The sequence below is a fragment of the Lacticaseibacillus nasuensis JCM 17158 genome (genome assembly GCF_001434705.1).
GTDB lineage: Bacteria > Bacillota > Bacilli > Lactobacillales > Lactobacillaceae > Lacticaseibacillus > Lacticaseibacillus nasuensis.
The window spans coordinates 172,134-186,617 of sequence record NZ_AZDJ01000022.1; the positions used below are offsets into that span (position 1 = coordinate 172,134).

The window sequence follows — 14,484 nt, forward strand, 5'->3', positions numbered from 1 at the left end:
CCTCCTAAATCCGGTCGGTCAACTCGACGTGCCGGCCCAAGTGGATGGCTAGGGCCCCACCGCCAAGTAGCAAGACCAGCAACAGCACCAGCAAGCGCCACGGCTGCGGGGCGGCGTGCCACGGCAAGCCCACCAGCGCCAGCCAGCCGCGCAAGCCGCCAGACCTAGCTGGCAGATTCGGTGCCGCCTGCAGCACTACCGCCAGGATGATGCCCGGTAACACCATCACCCCATAAATCACAAACACAAAGGCAAACCGCGCTTTGCCGAGCCATGGCAGCGTCCAAAAGCCGATGGCCACCCCTAACGCCGCAATGGCCAAGTACGCCACCACGCGCATGACGGCGGTAAGCACGATGCCGCCCGCCCCGCTGAGGTGATACATCGCGGCCAAAAAACCGCCATCACTGGCGAGGAGGCTCCCGGTGATGGTGACAAACCCACTCATCAAAATGGCACACAAGCCCAGCCCAACCGCGGCGGTACGCAGGAACAACTGGCGGCTGACGCCATTTTGAAACGCGGCGCCCAGCGCCCACGGGGTGGCGAAGTAGCCGAGAATGGCGGCTATGTACAAGGCCATAAACTCAGCGGACCAGGCGCCGATCTCAGTGCTACCCCCGAATAAATTTTCCACCACCAGCACCAGCCAGCCAATCAAGCCGCCGACCAGCACGATGCGCATCATTTGTAATTGAAGCTTCAGCATTACCTGAAATTTAATCGACATGGGGGCCACCTCCCGTGCGCGTCAGCTCCAGGTACAGCTGTTGTAGGTCCATGCCGTCCACGCTGACCCCGGTTGGCAGCGGCTTTTCAAGCGGCGCATCCAGCGTATACGCCGTCACCATGCCGCCTAACTGCACCGTCCGCAGCACGCAGGTCCCGCTGAGCCACTCGCGCACCAAGGCGGCTGGGCCGGTGACGACGCGGCCCTTGACGGCCAAGTCAGCAACGTCTTCATCCAAGGTAATGGTCCCACCGTCGAGCACGAACACATGCGTCACCAGGTTCTCGATTTCCTCGATCAGGTGCGACGCGATGATGAACGTTCGCGGCCGCTTGGCGAAGGTGGCGGCCAGCTCCTGATAGAAAATCTCGCGGTTATTCGCGTCTAGGCCCAGCACCGGCTCGTCCAACATGACAAAGTCGCAAGGCACGCACAGCGCGATAATCAGCTTGGCAATGGTGCGATACCCGGTGGACAGTTTGCGCAGCCGCTGGTGGGGATCTAACCCAAAGGCCTGCACCAGGTGCGCGGCCAGCTGGTCGTCAAAGCGCCCATACATTTGCTGAGTCAGCGTGAACAACTGGGCGATGCGGCTGTCGCCGGGATACAGCGTCGCGGCACTCATCAAGAAGATGCGATTTTGCGCCGCGGCGTTTTCCGTGACGCTTTTGCCATCCAGCAAGACCTTGCCCGCCGTGGGAAACAGGCGGTTGTTGACGATTTTCATCAGCGTGCTTTTGCCGGCGCCATTGCGGCCCAGCAAGCCGTACAGCTGGCCGGCGTCCCAGGTCATGTTGACGCCGCGCAGCACCTGCTTGCGGCCAAAATTGCGGGTAACTTGTTTGAATTCCATCGTCATTGCGCATACCCCTCTTCCACTGCGACGATCAGTTCCGCCTTGCTGATGTCGAGCGCCTTTGCGGCCGCCACCAGCTCCCCAATGCGTTCGGCATAAAAATCGTGCTTGCGCTTCGCCTTGATTCGCTCCTGCGCGCCGGGCACCACAAACATGCCAATGCCGCGCCGCTTCTCGATTAACCCCAAGTCGACCAAGACGTTCATCCCCTTGAGCACCGTGGCCGGGTTGATGGCGTAAGTCTTCGCCACCTCAGTCGTCGAGGGAATCTGCGCCTGCTCGGGAAACGCGCCACTGAGAATCCCGGCGATAAACTGATCGGCAATTTGTTGGTACAGCGGCACCACGCTGCTGGCATCAAATTTCATGGGCGGCCTCCTTGCGGTTATTTGGTTAATTACTCAAGTAACTAACCTTCGCCACTAAGATACTGCCGCAAGCGGCGGCTGTCAACTAGCGGGCCAAATGTTTTTCGCCGGCTTTGGGCAAGCGAAAAGCGCCGCGGCCAGAGGCCGCGACGCTCGTGTAGTGTGCTTAATGTGTGCGCATGGTGGTGTGCCACCAGCGAAAGGTGGCTGCCGGCTCAATTAGCCGAAAAAAAAACTGCCGCCAGTCAGTCTCGACTAGCGGCAGTTTGAGTTAAGCCCAAGTGGTCAACCAGGGCCTGGAGATCCGCCGGTAGCGGCGCAGTCACGGTCACCCACTGCTCAGTAAATGGCTGCCAGAACTTCAACTCGGCGCAGTGTAGCGCCTGGCGCGGGCACCCGGTGGGCCCGCCATACAAGTCGTCGCCGTAAAGCGGGTGCCCCACCGCGGCGAAGTGTACGCGAATCTGGTGCGTGCGGCCGGTGTGCAGCCGCACCCGCGCCAGTAACGCCGAACCGGTGGCGGCTTGCCGCCAGTACTCGGTAACGGAACGCTTGCCGCCGAGCACAATGGCCCGCCGCATGTAAAATTCGCGGCTGCGCGCGATGGGTAACACAATCCAGCCATGCGGCGGCAACGGCGTGGGGTTGGCGGCGACGGCCAGGTAGGTTTTCTCTAGGCGCGGCGAATGTAGCTGGGCGTCCATGCGGCTGTGGGCCAGACTGTGCTTGGCAAACAACATCAAGCCGCTGGTGTCGCGGTCCAGCCGGGTGATGACGTGAATGGCCGTGCTTTCGGCGTGGGTCGCCTGCAGGTAAGCCTTGACCCAGTTGGCCATGCTGTTATCGCCTTTTGCGGCATCGGGAATCGAGGCGACGCCGGCGGGCTTATTCACCACCAGATAGTCGCGGTCCTCATACGCCACCGCCACCGGTCCGGCCTGCGGCACCACGGTGTCCGCCGGCACTTCCGGCGCCAAGCGCACCAGAATCTCGCTGCCGGGTTGCACCAAGAAGTTGGTGTGGCGCGCACGGCGGTCGACGAGAATGGCACCGCCGTGATACTTCAGGTGCTTGATTTGCGCCCGGGAGAACCCGGCTTGCCGCAGAAAATGGCGCAACAAAATCGCCGGCCCTGCATAGTGCCAGGTCAACTCCATTATTGCTTGGCCCCGATGAACGCGTCTTCCACGCGGTCCCAGAAGTGCATGTGGCGATACTGGGCGAAATGCACGCGTTCTTGCGCCACCTTCAGCGTCAGCGACACGATGGGCTGCGGGTCTAGCGTGAATTGATCCACGGTCATCAAATAATCCTCGCGCGGTTCGGGTTTTAACGTCACCCATTCATCCGGCGCCAGCAGCATCGGTGCGGCCAGCGTGCGGAAGACGCGGTTATTGATCGACGCGATTTCCGTCACCTGCAAGGCGTCTAGCCGCGGGTGAATCACGGCGCCGCCGTTACTCTTGGAATACGCCGTGGAGCCGGTCGGGGTGGACACGCACAAGCCGTCGCCGCGAAAGTTCTCAAAGAAGTTGTCGCGAATGTCGACGTCGCAACGCATGGTCGAGCCATAGCGGCGCAAGGTGGCCTCGTTCAACGCCAAATAATGGGCGCTGGTGTGGTCAGCGAATTCGGCGCGCACGTCCAGCAGCGGGTAGCTGACGCTTTGGCCCGCGTCGTGCTGCAAGGCCGTCACCAAGTCGCCGATTTCGTAGTCGCGCCAATCGGTGTAAAACCCGAGGTGGCCGGTGTGGACCCCGATGAAGCGCACGGTGGCCAGACTGTCGGCGTAGCGGTGAAAGGCCGACAGCAAGGTGCCGTCGCCGCCGACGGTAATCACGACGTCGGGCTGCTTGGTGCCCAAGTCAAACCCGGCGGCGGTGAGCTGCTGGCGCAAGGCGGTGCTGGCGGCCTGCGACTTGGCGCCGCTATTGCTGATGATGGCGATTTTCATCGTGCTCCTCCTCATTCCATTGGCGTGGCGGGACGCTTTGGCCCTTGCCATAGGAGAATAATTGCTGCGCCTCTTGAATCTCCTCGCGAATCTCGGACATCTCCTTGTCCAGCATGAAGCTGGCCTCGGCGGCGCGCTTCAAGCGGGCCTTGAGCTCATCGGGAAACTCGCCTTGATACTTGTAATTCAGCGAGTGCTCGATAGTGGCCCAGAAGTTCATCGACATGGTGCGAATCTGAATCTCGGCCAGGAGCTTCTTCTCGCCGTGCACGAGCTGCACGGGGTATTCGATGACCACGTGATACGACCGGTAGCCGCTGGGCTTGACGTTGGTGACGTAATCGCGCTCCTCGACCACCTTCATGTCGGTGCGCTGGTGCAGCAAGTCGACGATTTGGTAAATGTCCTCGACGAACTGGCACTGGATCCGCAACCCGGCGATGTCTTGCATGTCCTGTTCGAGCAATTCGTCTGAAATGTAGCGCCGCGCCTGTTTTTCAATAATCGAATCGACGGGCTTCACCCGGCCGGTGACGAATTCAATCGGCGTATGTTCATTGGCCTGCTGGAATTGTTTGCGCATGCCGCGGAATTTAATCTTCAACTCGTCTACGGCCTGCTGATACGGCATCAAAAAACTATCCCAGTCACGTGTCATCTCTGCGCCTCCTGCGTCTATCTGTTAGTATTTTAGCATACAATAGACCCGAACCGGCGCAACGCAAGGAGAAGCCATGTCAACGAATATTGAACGCGAATTTAAAACCATTCTCACCGCCGCCCAGGCTCACGCCATCGCGGCCGCTTACCCATTTGCCGCGGCCTTCACCCAAACCAACCACTATTTTGATACGGCTAGCGGCGCCTTGCGCCAGCTGCACGTCGGCTTGCGCCTGCGCCAATTCGCCGATCACGCCGAACAAACCCTAAAGGTCCCCACCGGCCCGGGCCGCACGCTCACCGAGCTCACTGACCCCTTGCCCGCCGGCACCGCCAGTTTGCAGCTGACGGCCACCAACACCGTCGGCCACTGGCTGCGCTCGCAAGGCATCACCGCGCCGCTGACAGAATTCGCCGTGGCCACCACAAAGCGCCGGCTGGCCGAGCTCCCCGCCGGCTTGTTGACGCTTGATCACACGACCTACGGCAACGGCCGCAGCGACTGGGAGCTGGAGCTTGAATACCACCACCGCGACGCCGCGGCGGCGACCTTCCAGGCCATCTTGACCCGCTTTGGCATCACCGCCACGCCACCGCAAAACAAGGTGGCCCGCGCCGCCGCCAATTGCTAACCATATTTATTGCATCAGGGCGTTAACCTGTTAGACTGAGATTAACTACTCCGCCCAGAAAGTCGGTGACTCGAATGTTTGAAGTGTTCCTGTTCGTCAATCCCATCGGTACCGTGGCCCAACAAGCGGAGCTGGCGGTCACGCAGCTGGCAGAAGAGCTGGCCGCTGACTTCACGCTGCATTTTGTCTTGTTGCTGTCGCCGCGGGAAATCGACCACGTGATCAACGTTCAAGGCTTCAACTCCCACAACTTGGCCTTGCGCAACCAGCTGTTCCAAGCCGCCTACCACATTGCGCTGGACTACAAAGCCGCCCAGTTCCAAGGCAACCACAAGGCCCGGGCGCTGTTATTTACCGAGCAAAATCTCCTGCACCACAACGACTGGCGCTACCGCGGCGAATTTGCCGCCCACGCCATTGCCGCCCACGGCATTGATCCCATCGTGTTCAGCCGCGACCGCAAGCGCACGGCGATGCACGACTGCTTCGCCTCCGACCAAAAGATTGCCCGGGAAATGGGCATCACCTCCACCCCGGCCATGGTGCTGTTCGACAATCGCCAACCTAATGCCCCGGGCATGCGCATCGGCAACCTCGAAAGCTACGACCGCCTCAAAAGCATGTGTGAACAAATTCTCGTCAACCCGAATTGGACCGCCGTGCCGCACCCGCTGTGAGCTTGGCCTCTAACGTGTCATACCACTGCAATGTCTGCCGCCACCGCCAGCCGGTGGCGGTTTTTTCGATGGCGCCGCTGGCCGTTAATACCGCCAACCAGCGCTGGCGCACCGCGGCCAGCGGCGGCGCGGCCGCCAGTAACGGCGTCAGTAGCGCCTGCTGCGCCGCCTGGTGCGCCCACCACGCCGCATCGGCGGCCGCCGTGAAGTCTTGGCGACCCACCGTTAACAGCCATTCCGTGCGCAGCGCCCACTCCGGCGCCAGCAACCCCGGCAACCGCGTCGGCTCGGCGTGCACCAGCCACGGCACCCCGGCGAGATTGCGCTGCTGAACATACGCCAGCGCCTGCAGCCCCATCGCTAAGCCGTCACGATAATACAGCCGCCGCCCGATTGCCCGCGCCTCGGCCAGCGCTTGAGCCACCAGTGGGCGGGCGCGCTGCCACTCGCCGGCGGTCGTGTAGCCGTGGTCCCACTGGCGCGTGAGACTGGTGGCGTGCACCACCAGTTGCCGACCGTCAAACCCCCACCAGTGCCAGCCGTCGCGCGCCGACCACTGCAAGAATTTCGCCTGCCGCCGGCCGAATGCACCACGCAAATACGGTGCGCCGAGAATCCACACGCACCGGAGGCCGAGCTTGGCGTAGCCTTGCGTGCGCACGGCTAGCCGCGCGCCGGAGAGCGGCGAGCACTGAAACTCCAGCACCAAGGTCGTCTCCCCGCGCGTCCACACGACGTCGGCGCGCTGTTGAATCTCTGGGTAATACTGCTCCATGGCCACGGTGTAACCCAGTCGCTCGCCTAACTCCGCCAGCCAGAGCTTGCCGCGCATGTGGGTCGGCGACTCGGGTTCGCTCGGCGTGCAGGCGTGGCCGCGGTGGGCAAAATGCGCCGGTAGCACCTGGCCATTCTTGATGATCAACGCCCCGCCGCATTGCGGACAGAAAAACGCGCCGGTTAACGCGGCTGCTTGTTCATGCGAGCGCAACGTCACCAACGCGTGGGTGGTGGTTTGAGCCACGAACATTCGCATCATCCCCTTGAAGATGATTACGCCATGCGTGGCCGTTTTCCCTTAATTCTTAAAACTATGAATCGGCGCCGGAATCCGGCCGCCGCGGCCGATAAAGGCGCTGGCGTCGCCGGTGTTCACCGGCATGATTGGCGCCCGGCCGAACAAGCCGCCGAACTCGATGGTGTCGCCCACCGTTTTGCCTGGCACGGGAATCACCCGCACCGCCGTGGTCTTGTTGTTGATCATGCCGATGGCGGCCTCATCGGCGATCATGCCGGCCAGGGTCGTCGCCGGCGTATCGCCCGGCACCGCCACCATGTCTAAGCCGACGGAGCACACCGCGGTCATCGCCTCGAGCTTCTCCAGCGTGATGTGCCCGGCTTGCGCGGCTTCAATCATGTTGCGGTCCTCGGAGACGGGAATGAACGCCCCCGACAGCCCGCCGACGCGGGCGGCCGCCATGATGCCGCCTTTTTTCACCGCGTCGTTCAACAACGCCAACGCCGCGGTGGTGCCCGGCGTGCCGACGTGGCTGAGCCCCAGCGTCTCGAGAATCTCCGCTACCGAATCCCCCGGCGCCGGCGTCGGGGCCAGCGACAAGTCGACGATGTTAAACGGCACGCCGAGGCGCTTGGCCGCCGCCTGGCCGATGAACTCGCCCATGCGCGACACCTTGAAGGCCGTCTGCTTAATCGTCTCGCAAATCACCTCGAAGCTGGCGTTAGGCAACTTGGCCACGGCGCGCTGAACGACGCCGGGCCCGGAGACGCCGGTGCTGATGGCGACGTCGCCTTCCGACACACCCCAAAACGCCCCGGCCATGAAGGGATTGTCCTCCACGGCGTTGCAGAACACGACCAGCTTCATCGCGTTCACCGGGTCGATGGCGGCAATCGCCTTGACCGTTTCGCCCATTTGCGCCACGGCGTCCATGTTGATGCCGGCGCGGGAGCTGCCGACGTTCACCGCCGCGCACACGCGCTCGGTCGTCGCCAGCGCCTCAGGCAAGCTTTGCATTAACGCCGTGTCGGCTGGTGTGCAGCCATTGGCCACCAGCGCCGCGTAGCCGCCGATGAGGTCGACGCCAATCGCCTGCGCCGCGTCATCTAAGGCGTGGGCAATCGGGAGAAAATCCGGGTGCGGGTCGGCGCCGGCCAACAGCGCCACCGGGGTGACGGCGATGCGCTTGTTGACGATGGGCAGGCCGTATTCGTTGCTTAAGGCGTCGGCCACCGGCACCAGCTGCGCCGCCACGCGCGTGATCTTGGCGTAGACTTTTTTAGCAGTGGTGGCGGTGTCGCCGGTGACGCAATCTAACAGCGAGATGCCCATCGTAATCGTGCGAATATCGAGGTTTTCCTCGCTGATCATCTCGATGGTTTCTTTGATTTGCTCGGTTTCCATCGCGGCCTCCTACAACTTGTGCATCGCGTCAAAAATCTCTTGCCGCGTCACGCGAATCTCCACGCCAATCTGGTCGCCTAGTGCCTGCAGCGCGGCTTTGACTTCACTAAAGTCCGCTTGCGGCGGCAGCTGGGCGGCCAGCATCATGGTAAACGCGCCTTGCATGATGGTTTGCGAGACGTCTTGAATGTTCACGTCTAGCGTCGCCAGCTTCGTGGTCACCTGCGCGATAATCCCTACTTTGTCGGTGCCAATGACGGTAATAATCACTTGCATAAAGAGCCCCTACTTTCGCGTTTTCTTGATTTTAGCATAGTTGACGCCTGACCGGGCGGCGCTTAAGCTAAAGCCAACGAAACGGAGGTGCCTCATGACTACAGCATACTTGGCGGGCGGCTGGTTTACCCCAGCCCAACGCGACTTACAAACCCAGGCTTACGCGCAGCTTCACCACAACCCGACGCTGGATTGGGCCCATTGCTTCTTCCCGGAACAGCACGTTTACCGCGGCTGGACGCCGGCCACCCAGCCGGAGATGTTCGCCAACCCCGAGTGGCAGCTGGCGACTTTTGCCACCGATATTCGCGGCATCGACGCCACCGACTGCCTGATTGCCTTGCTGGATCCGCGTCCCGCCGACACCGACCACGGCGCCTTATGGGAAATGGGCTACGCTTTTGCCAGCCACAAACCGGTGGTCCTCGTGTTGCCCGACGCGCCAGGCGCCGACGTCAATCTGATGCCGGCTGTGGGCGCCACGGCCGTCGTGTCCTTGGCCGAGCTGGCGACGTATGATTTTGCGGGCATCAGTTACCGGCCTTACGTGGGGCGGGTGTTTTAACTCATGGTTCAGTCCGCATCGTCACTATCACGATAATGGTTGGCGAATAACATGATGCCAGTCACTACGCCCGCCACCACCAATCCACACAACAGGCTCAACCAAGGACGCCCGCCAATCATGACCCGGAAGAGTAGCGCAAAAATCACCCAGGCCACCAGTCCTTGCAGGAGTACCCGGTTTACCGGAACTTTGCGCTTGTCTGCCGTCGGTGCGGAGATATTGACGGACATGACAACAGTTGTAAAGCAGCCAATCATTAGAATGAGAAATGGCAGATTGGTGTAACTCACCACTTGCCCCCAAGGCATCCCCTTCACAAACTGAACACCTAAAATCACCAGAATCGCAAGATTTTCCACAGCAAACGCCACACGAATATTCATTAAGTTACGCTTAATTAAGCGCTCATCAGTAATTTTGTGCATCAGTTTTCAGCCTCCCATTGATCCTCATCGACCCAAAACGTCTCATCAAGCGTCGTGCCCAACACGTAGCAAATTCGTAAACAAAGCTTCAGCGACGGATTGTAATCAAAGTGTTCAATTAACCGCAGCGTCTGCCGCGTAATTCCAACCGCGGCAGCGACCTCCTTTTGCGCCAGCTGCCGGGCTAACCGAAACGCCTTCACCTGGTTCTGCAAGTGAGCACCCCCTCTAAGGGAATATATATATTCCCTACGCAGATGAAGTATACCCGGCTACGAAGGCCACAACAAGCTTTTTTTATCTACGCCAAACCAAACAAACTGGCGGCCATCAAAACACGATGACCGCCAGCGAATACGTCGGTGAGCATGATTCTCATCAGCTGTTCAACAGCACAACCAGTTGATTATTGGAAAACATATTGCATTCGCAGAGGCAGTCCCATAATGATTCAGTCACCGGCTTTGGCCTGCCACTTGGCTGGCCACAATGCATCCCCGCCGCGAATGATCAGCATAAACAAGAGAAACATCCCCGGAATCAACAACCGCCCCCACCAGCCGGGCAGCGTGCCAAGCGCGTCGGCGGCCGGTAGCGCGAACAAAGTCGCGAACACGCTGCACAGCGCCGCAAACACCCACGAGTGCATCCCCAGCCAAATCCCGAACCCAATCAACACCAATGCCATGCCGAAGCCGATAACGGCGAGTGCTGTAGGCGGAATCACGACGCGACCGAATTTTGGAAAAAGATCGCTCACCGGCAAGAGCATCGTTTGGCACACAATCAGCACAACGATGCCGGAGTCACGAAACTTTTTCCTCGTGAATGTGCCGGAGCGATAAACTGCCATCCCCACTAGGACGCCAACTGGCAGGATGATGGCCAGGACTGCTGCGGTGCCAAGCGGGACTCGGCTCAGACCATTGAAGATATAGCGCCAAGCGAACACCAAAAACGAAATGGCCCAGGTAATGACCGCAAATCGCAACCAGTCTTGCCACGTCAGATGCGGCAGGGTGGCCACCAATTGATTCCCGATGGTCTTCGGATCATGGCCAAAATAATCCGCGGCGCTGATGCCATTGGCTTGAGCCTGCAACAAATCCGCATGAATCTCCGCCATTGTTTCTTCAGCCGCCTTGCCATCGACGCCGATTGCGTCAGTGACATACGCCGCCAGCCGATCGTAATACTCCTGATTGCGCGGCAAAAGTGTCTCACTCATTTCCCTACCCCCTTCAGTCGGCGCATCGCCGTTGCCAGTTGCGTCCAGTCCGCATCAAACGCCGCTAACGCCGCTTGGCCAGCCGGCAACAGATGATAATACTTGCGCGGCGGTCCGCCATTTGGAGAGGCGCGCTTTTCGCCAGAAATCTGGTTGGCCTTCTCCAGCTTGAGCAGCAGTGGATAAATCGTGCCATCGGCGATTTCGCCAAACCCAGCATCAACCAACGCTTGGTGAATCTCATACGCGTAGGTCTCGCGATTGGCGATGACTTGAAGCAACGCCCCTTCCAGCGAGCCTTTTAACAGTTGTGATGGTAATCTGCGCATTCGTCCGCCTCCCACTATCTTGCAATGCAAGAATATGTGCTGTGCACTAACTTGTCAAGCAAGGAAGATAGAAAATTTGGCAGATAAAATGAACTTGACGAGATTGACCCGATGTTGTATTTCTTTGCTATGAGGAAAATACTAGAAACTGCTAGACCACGAGATCTCGTTTTTGTCGCAGTCCTTGTTGTCGCGTTAGTCATTTCTAAGTTGTACTTTCACCGGTTCTTCAATTTGATTCTATTGTTTTCTGTTGTTGCGGTATTACTTTATCCCGTGTACCTCCTAGTGGTTGCGTCAGTTGTGATGCACAAGCAGAAAAGACACTAGGAATTCAAAAAACTGGCGGCCAGCGCGTTGCGCTGACCGCCAGTTTATTGTGAGGCAAATATCGCATTCGTCGAGGCATTACCATAATTGTTCAGTTACCGGCTTTGGCCTGCCACTTAGCCGGCTACAATGCATCTCCGCCACGAATGATCAGCATAATCATGCTGCTTCCCAGCTTAGAAGCCCTATGCGTGATATTTGCAGTGATAGTGCAGCAAGCCGATCACATAGAAAGAGGCAGTGGTGGTAATGTTCGCGAAGGTATTGGTATCGTTGGCTGCGAAGATATTCTCTCCTTGAACCAGATGAATCAATGACTGAATAACCTAAATGACGTCAACCAGTTCCAGCGTCGCTGTAGCTGTCTTGCCAATAATCAACCGGCGGCATTTCTTACCCCGATTGAAATCAGAGGATTCCTGCTTCAACTATATTGAAACAATTCATCCACTGTCGTGTGCAAGTGCTTCGCCAAGGCAAAAGCTAGCTTCAAGGTGGGATCATATTTCTCATTTTCAATCGCATTAATTGTTTGACGGGATACTCCGCAGGCATTTGCCAAGTCCTGTTGCGTCAGGCCCGCTTGCGTTCGCCGTTCATTGATGTGATTTCGCATTAGTGCAACACCAGGGCAATCAAACCAAAGCCATTCACAATTAACAGTAATGCCAGCAAAATACTCACCATGACCAAAGTAACCCAGGTGCCCTTGCTGACACCTGCTCGACCAAGCCGCCGGATCTGGAAAACCTGCGTCGCGATGATCCATATCACCCCCTGTGACGCCATGACAAAAGTCCAGAAAGGCGCCAGTTGATGTTGAATCAGTACTTGATACAACACGTAGCCTGCAATTGCGATGACAACATAACCATATGCCACCTTAAGGCCTTGATTGCTGAACATCTGATACATCTCATCGTTCTTTCTCACGATTTTCGCCTCCTGTAAAGTCACACATTTTGACACCGTCAGAATAGCGGTAATCATCTGGAATGTCAAATATCTTTGACACGGTCATGAGAATATTGCCTGCTGAACAGTTTAATCCACAGCGGTCTGGCTACTGCCTCAATCTTTGCCACGATGGATTCGCCTCAGTACGCCCAAGTCGCCTAAGCTTTCGCGTTACAAAACTGGCGGCCATCGCATTTCGATGACCGCCAGTTTTATTTTACAGCTAGTGTAAACTTTAGCGATTTTCTTCTGCCTGCAACGCCAAATACTTCGCCTGAATTTGCTTGCGAATCTGCGAAATCCTAACCGTGCTACGGCCCGTTTGCTTCACGATTTCACTCGGACTTAATTCCTCGTCGTACAAGAGCCGAAATACCTGCTTTTCCACCCGGGATAAGCGTCCATATAACTTACTGGCTTCTTCATCTACCAACCAATCTGGCGTCGACTCGTCATGCCAGTCGCGTCCAATCGCTGGATCATTAAGAACTTCATTGTTCGTCGCAGCATGTGCTCTTTCAGTTGCTAAGTAACGCTTCAGCGCCCAGCTCACCGCTTGCAATGCGAGCGCGTTGAACTTGGTGAGGGCGTCGTCAGAGTCTAGCGCCTGCGGATACTTCAGATAAAAATCGTGGTATGCCCACATCCCCTCGTCTACCAGTTCATCAAATCGCGGCTCATCCTTCGTTTTGACTAACCCGGTCCGCCACACCGCCGCGTACACCACGGACTGATTCTGCAGGTACAGTTCGAAAGCTCGCGCGGAACGTTCTGAATCTTCAACTGGTTGGTTCATCATGCAATTCCTCCATAGAATTAAGAAATTGCATTACCGGTAATGCATGGTTAGTGTATAGCGATTGCCCTATTCGTGCGCGCCCACGAGTTTCGCGCAAAAGCCTTTCACACTGGCACTTTCACGGCGCATAAAAAAAGTGATGACGACAAACTGCCGCCATCACTAGATTTCGATCCTTATCTTGTGTGCATCAGCGCGTGATAAACTGTTTTGCGCACGATTTTGACCAGATGAATGTCGCTCACGTGACGGTTTTTCCGTTCCGCCAGCACTACCCATGTTTGCGCCTCTGCTACATCGGCAAGTCGCGTAGCAGTCCGGCGGAGATTACCGATTTGTTCTAAGTTAGCGCTGTTAATCCCAGCTCGGGTAACCACGGCTCGCGCAGCTTGAAGATCGGCTTCGGTCCGCCCAGTCGCCCGCCCATATTTGAGAATATTCACCGCATATTGAAGTTGGGCGTAAGGCTTCACAAATTCAAACTTAGCCGCGTAATTGCTCACATTGGTCTTAGGCATCGTCAGTTGCGCTGTGCAATGCCGCTGGCGTGAAATCACGATATCAAATTCAACCTTGTGCTGATTGATAACGCGAACTGTCGCGAGATATTGCGTGTTAAATACCGCCCCGGTGATGGTGCCAGTCAACATTCCTTCACCAGCCGGCACCATCAGCGGCAACCGCCGCATCCCAGTACCACCGGCCGCCATTCGTCGTTTGGCACTTTCGGTTACTTCTATACTCGCCGCGAAATAGCCGCCACTAATATGATCTAACAACGTGGCCAAACGTCGGTCTAAAATCACTGGCCCAACGTCTTTCACGATGGCCAGAATTCCTGCCCCCGGCGGCCCATCAATGGCGATAATCAAATCGCTTGAAGCGAGACCCGGGGATTGCTGACTGGCCTTCACCTCGCCTAACTTAATGACGCCTTGCAGTGCCTTAATAGTATGAACATTCGTGAGGACAAGTTGAAACATTGCCATAACTGATACACCTCGATTCAAGAAATTGCCAATCATTAATCATCAACATTAAGCTTGTCGAGCGCATCTTCAAATTTTCCCGATTATTATACAGCGAGCAACTTACTTTTGTACAATGATTTGGTGATGAATTTTGGCGTTGCACCCACACGAATAGCCCGTCACCGAGAGATTGCTTCTCAGCGGCGGGCTGTTCGTGCGTTCAAACCATCCTTGATGTCTAGAACATCTTGCCTCGCGGGCAACCGGTGCATGCAGCCGACTGTCACCACCAGAGTTGCGGACGT

The 14,484-nt window shown here is 57.6% G+C and carries 21 protein-coding genes; 4 read left to right on the forward strand and 17 right to left on the reverse strand.

The features are described 5' to 3' along the window. Positions 1-4: 4 nt before the first annotated feature. From FD02_RS05725 to yjbM, 6 genes are all read right to left on the reverse strand, one after another. Positions 5-730 carry a hypothetical protein gene (locus FD02_RS05725; protein WP_056951107.1) on the reverse strand — a complete coding sequence of 242 codons (726 nt, stop codon included), beginning with the start codon at positions 728-730 and terminating at the stop codon, positions 5-7. After that, on the reverse strand, positions 720-1,589 hold the full coding sequence (locus FD02_RS05730) for an ATP-binding cassette domain-containing protein (RefSeq protein WP_054723538.1): 870 nt from the start codon (positions 1,587-1,589) through the stop codon (positions 720-722). The genes FD02_RS05725 and FD02_RS05730 overlap by 11 nt, the downstream gene beginning before the upstream one ends. Next, a complete protein-coding gene (locus tag FD02_RS05735) occupies positions 1,586-1,954 on the reverse strand; it encodes a GntR family transcriptional regulator (protein WP_054723537.1) in 369 nt (122 codons plus the stop codon). The genes FD02_RS05730 and FD02_RS05735 overlap by 4 nt, the downstream gene beginning before the upstream one ends. Positions 1,955-2,199: 245 nt before the next feature. Beyond that, complete coding sequence (locus FD02_RS05740) at positions 2,200-3,111, reverse strand: RluA family pseudouridine synthase (protein ID WP_056951109.1); 912 nt, start codon at positions 3,109-3,111, stop codon at positions 2,200-2,202. Further along, complete coding sequence (locus FD02_RS05745) at positions 3,111-3,908, reverse strand: NAD kinase (RefSeq protein ID WP_054723536.1); 798 nt, start codon at positions 3,906-3,908, stop codon at positions 3,111-3,113. The genes FD02_RS05740 and FD02_RS05745 overlap by 1 nt, the downstream gene beginning before the upstream one ends. Beyond that, positions 3,883-4,566, reverse strand: coding sequence for a GTP diphosphokinase (yjbM, locus tag FD02_RS05750; protein ID WP_056951110.1), 684 nt, complete (start codon positions 4,564-4,566; stop codon positions 3,883-3,885). The genes FD02_RS05745 and yjbM overlap by 26 nt, the downstream gene beginning before the upstream one ends. Positions 4,567-4,642: 76 nt before the next feature. On the opposite strand from yjbM, the gene FD02_RS05755 reads away from it, so the two are divergent. Both FD02_RS05755 and FD02_RS05760 read left to right on the forward strand, forming a co-directional pair. Further along, positions 4,643-5,200, forward strand: coding sequence for a CYTH domain-containing protein (locus FD02_RS05755; RefSeq protein ID WP_056951112.1), 558 nt, complete (start codon positions 4,643-4,645; stop codon positions 5,198-5,200). 74 nt (positions 5,201-5,274) lie between these two features. Next, a complete protein-coding gene (locus FD02_RS05760; protein ID WP_054723534.1) occupies positions 5,275-5,877 on the forward strand; it encodes a DsbA family protein in 603 nt (200 codons plus the stop codon). On the opposite strand, the gene FD02_RS05765 is transcribed toward FD02_RS05760, so the two are convergent. Genes FD02_RS05765 through FD02_RS11190 form a run of 3 tightly spaced genes read right to left on the reverse strand, consistent with a single transcriptional unit; the run spans position 5,840 to position 8,572 of the window. Continuing rightward, positions 5,840-6,904, reverse strand: coding sequence for a competence protein CoiA (locus FD02_RS05765; RefSeq protein ID WP_056951114.1), 1,065 nt, complete (start codon positions 6,902-6,904; stop codon positions 5,840-5,842). The two genes, FD02_RS05760 and FD02_RS05765, sit on opposite strands and share 38 nt — an antisense overlap. Positions 6,905-6,952: 48 nt before the next feature. Beyond that, on the reverse strand, positions 6,953-8,296 hold the full coding sequence (locus FD02_RS05770) for a PFL family protein (RefSeq protein ID WP_056951116.1): 1,344 nt from the start codon (positions 8,294-8,296) through the stop codon (positions 6,953-6,955). 9 nt (positions 8,297-8,305) lie between these two features. After that, complete coding sequence (locus FD02_RS11190) at positions 8,306-8,572, reverse strand: ACT domain-containing protein (RefSeq protein ID WP_054723167.1); 267 nt, start codon at positions 8,570-8,572, stop codon at positions 8,306-8,308. A 94-nt stretch (positions 8,573-8,666) separates the two neighbouring features. Between FD02_RS11190 and FD02_RS05780 the strand changes: the two genes are divergently transcribed. Further along, positions 8,667-9,137, forward strand: a complete 471-nt coding sequence (locus FD02_RS05780) for a nucleoside 2-deoxyribosyltransferase (protein ID WP_056951118.1) — start codon at positions 8,667-8,669, stop codon at positions 9,135-9,137. 8 nt (positions 9,138-9,145) lie between these two features. Here FD02_RS05780 and FD02_RS05785 read toward each other — a convergent pair whose 3' ends face one another. From FD02_RS05785 to FD02_RS05800, 4 genes are all read right to left on the reverse strand, one after another. After that, complete coding sequence (locus tag FD02_RS05785; RefSeq protein WP_054723169.1) at positions 9,146-9,565, reverse strand: hypothetical protein; 420 nt, start codon at positions 9,563-9,565, stop codon at positions 9,146-9,148. After that, positions 9,565-9,780 carry a helix-turn-helix transcriptional regulator gene (locus FD02_RS05790; RefSeq protein WP_054723170.1) on the reverse strand — a complete coding sequence of 72 codons (216 nt, stop codon included), beginning with the start codon at positions 9,778-9,780 and terminating at the stop codon, positions 9,565-9,567. The genes FD02_RS05785 and FD02_RS05790 overlap by 1 nt, the downstream gene beginning before the upstream one ends. Before the next feature lie 236 nt (positions 9,781-10,016). Further along, positions 10,017-10,793 carry a DUF1129 domain-containing protein gene (locus tag FD02_RS05795; RefSeq protein WP_054723171.1) on the reverse strand — a complete coding sequence of 259 codons (777 nt, stop codon included), beginning with the start codon at positions 10,791-10,793 and terminating at the stop codon, positions 10,017-10,019. Then, positions 10,790-11,122, reverse strand: a complete 333-nt coding sequence (locus FD02_RS05800) for a PadR family transcriptional regulator (RefSeq protein WP_054723172.1) — start codon at positions 11,120-11,122, stop codon at positions 10,790-10,792. Before FD02_RS05800 ends, FD02_RS05795 begins: the two co-directional genes overlap by 4 nt. Before the next feature lie 476 nt (positions 11,123-11,598). Between FD02_RS05800 and FD02_RS11475 the strand changes: the two genes are divergently transcribed. After that, the gene (locus FD02_RS11475; protein WP_235806680.1) at positions 11,599-11,769 is read left to right on the forward strand and encodes a hypothetical protein; all 171 of its coding nucleotides are present in this window, start codon (positions 11,599-11,601) and stop codon (positions 11,767-11,769) included. A gap of 107 nt (positions 11,770-11,876) precedes the next feature. On the opposite strand, the gene FD02_RS05810 is transcribed toward FD02_RS11475, so the two are convergent. From FD02_RS05810 to FD02_RS05825, 4 genes are all read right to left on the reverse strand, one after another. Beyond that, complete coding sequence (locus tag FD02_RS05810; protein ID WP_054723174.1) at positions 11,877-12,068, reverse strand: helix-turn-helix transcriptional regulator; 192 nt, start codon at positions 12,066-12,068, stop codon at positions 11,877-11,879. Continuing rightward, positions 12,068-12,385, reverse strand: coding sequence for a hypothetical protein (locus FD02_RS05815; RefSeq protein ID WP_056951120.1), 318 nt, complete (start codon positions 12,383-12,385; stop codon positions 12,068-12,070). Before FD02_RS05815 ends, FD02_RS05810 begins: the two co-directional genes overlap by 1 nt. A gap of 259 nt (positions 12,386-12,644) precedes the next feature. Further along, positions 12,645-13,208 carry a sigma-70 family RNA polymerase sigma factor gene (locus tag FD02_RS05820; protein WP_054723176.1) on the reverse strand — a complete coding sequence of 188 codons (564 nt, stop codon included), beginning with the start codon at positions 13,206-13,208 and terminating at the stop codon, positions 12,645-12,647. Between the two features lie 176 nt (positions 13,209-13,384). Then, on the reverse strand, positions 13,385-14,197 hold the full coding sequence (locus FD02_RS05825) for a hypothetical protein (RefSeq protein ID WP_054723177.1): 813 nt from the start codon (positions 14,195-14,197) through the stop codon (positions 13,385-13,387). Positions 14,198-14,484: the final 287 nt, after the last annotated feature.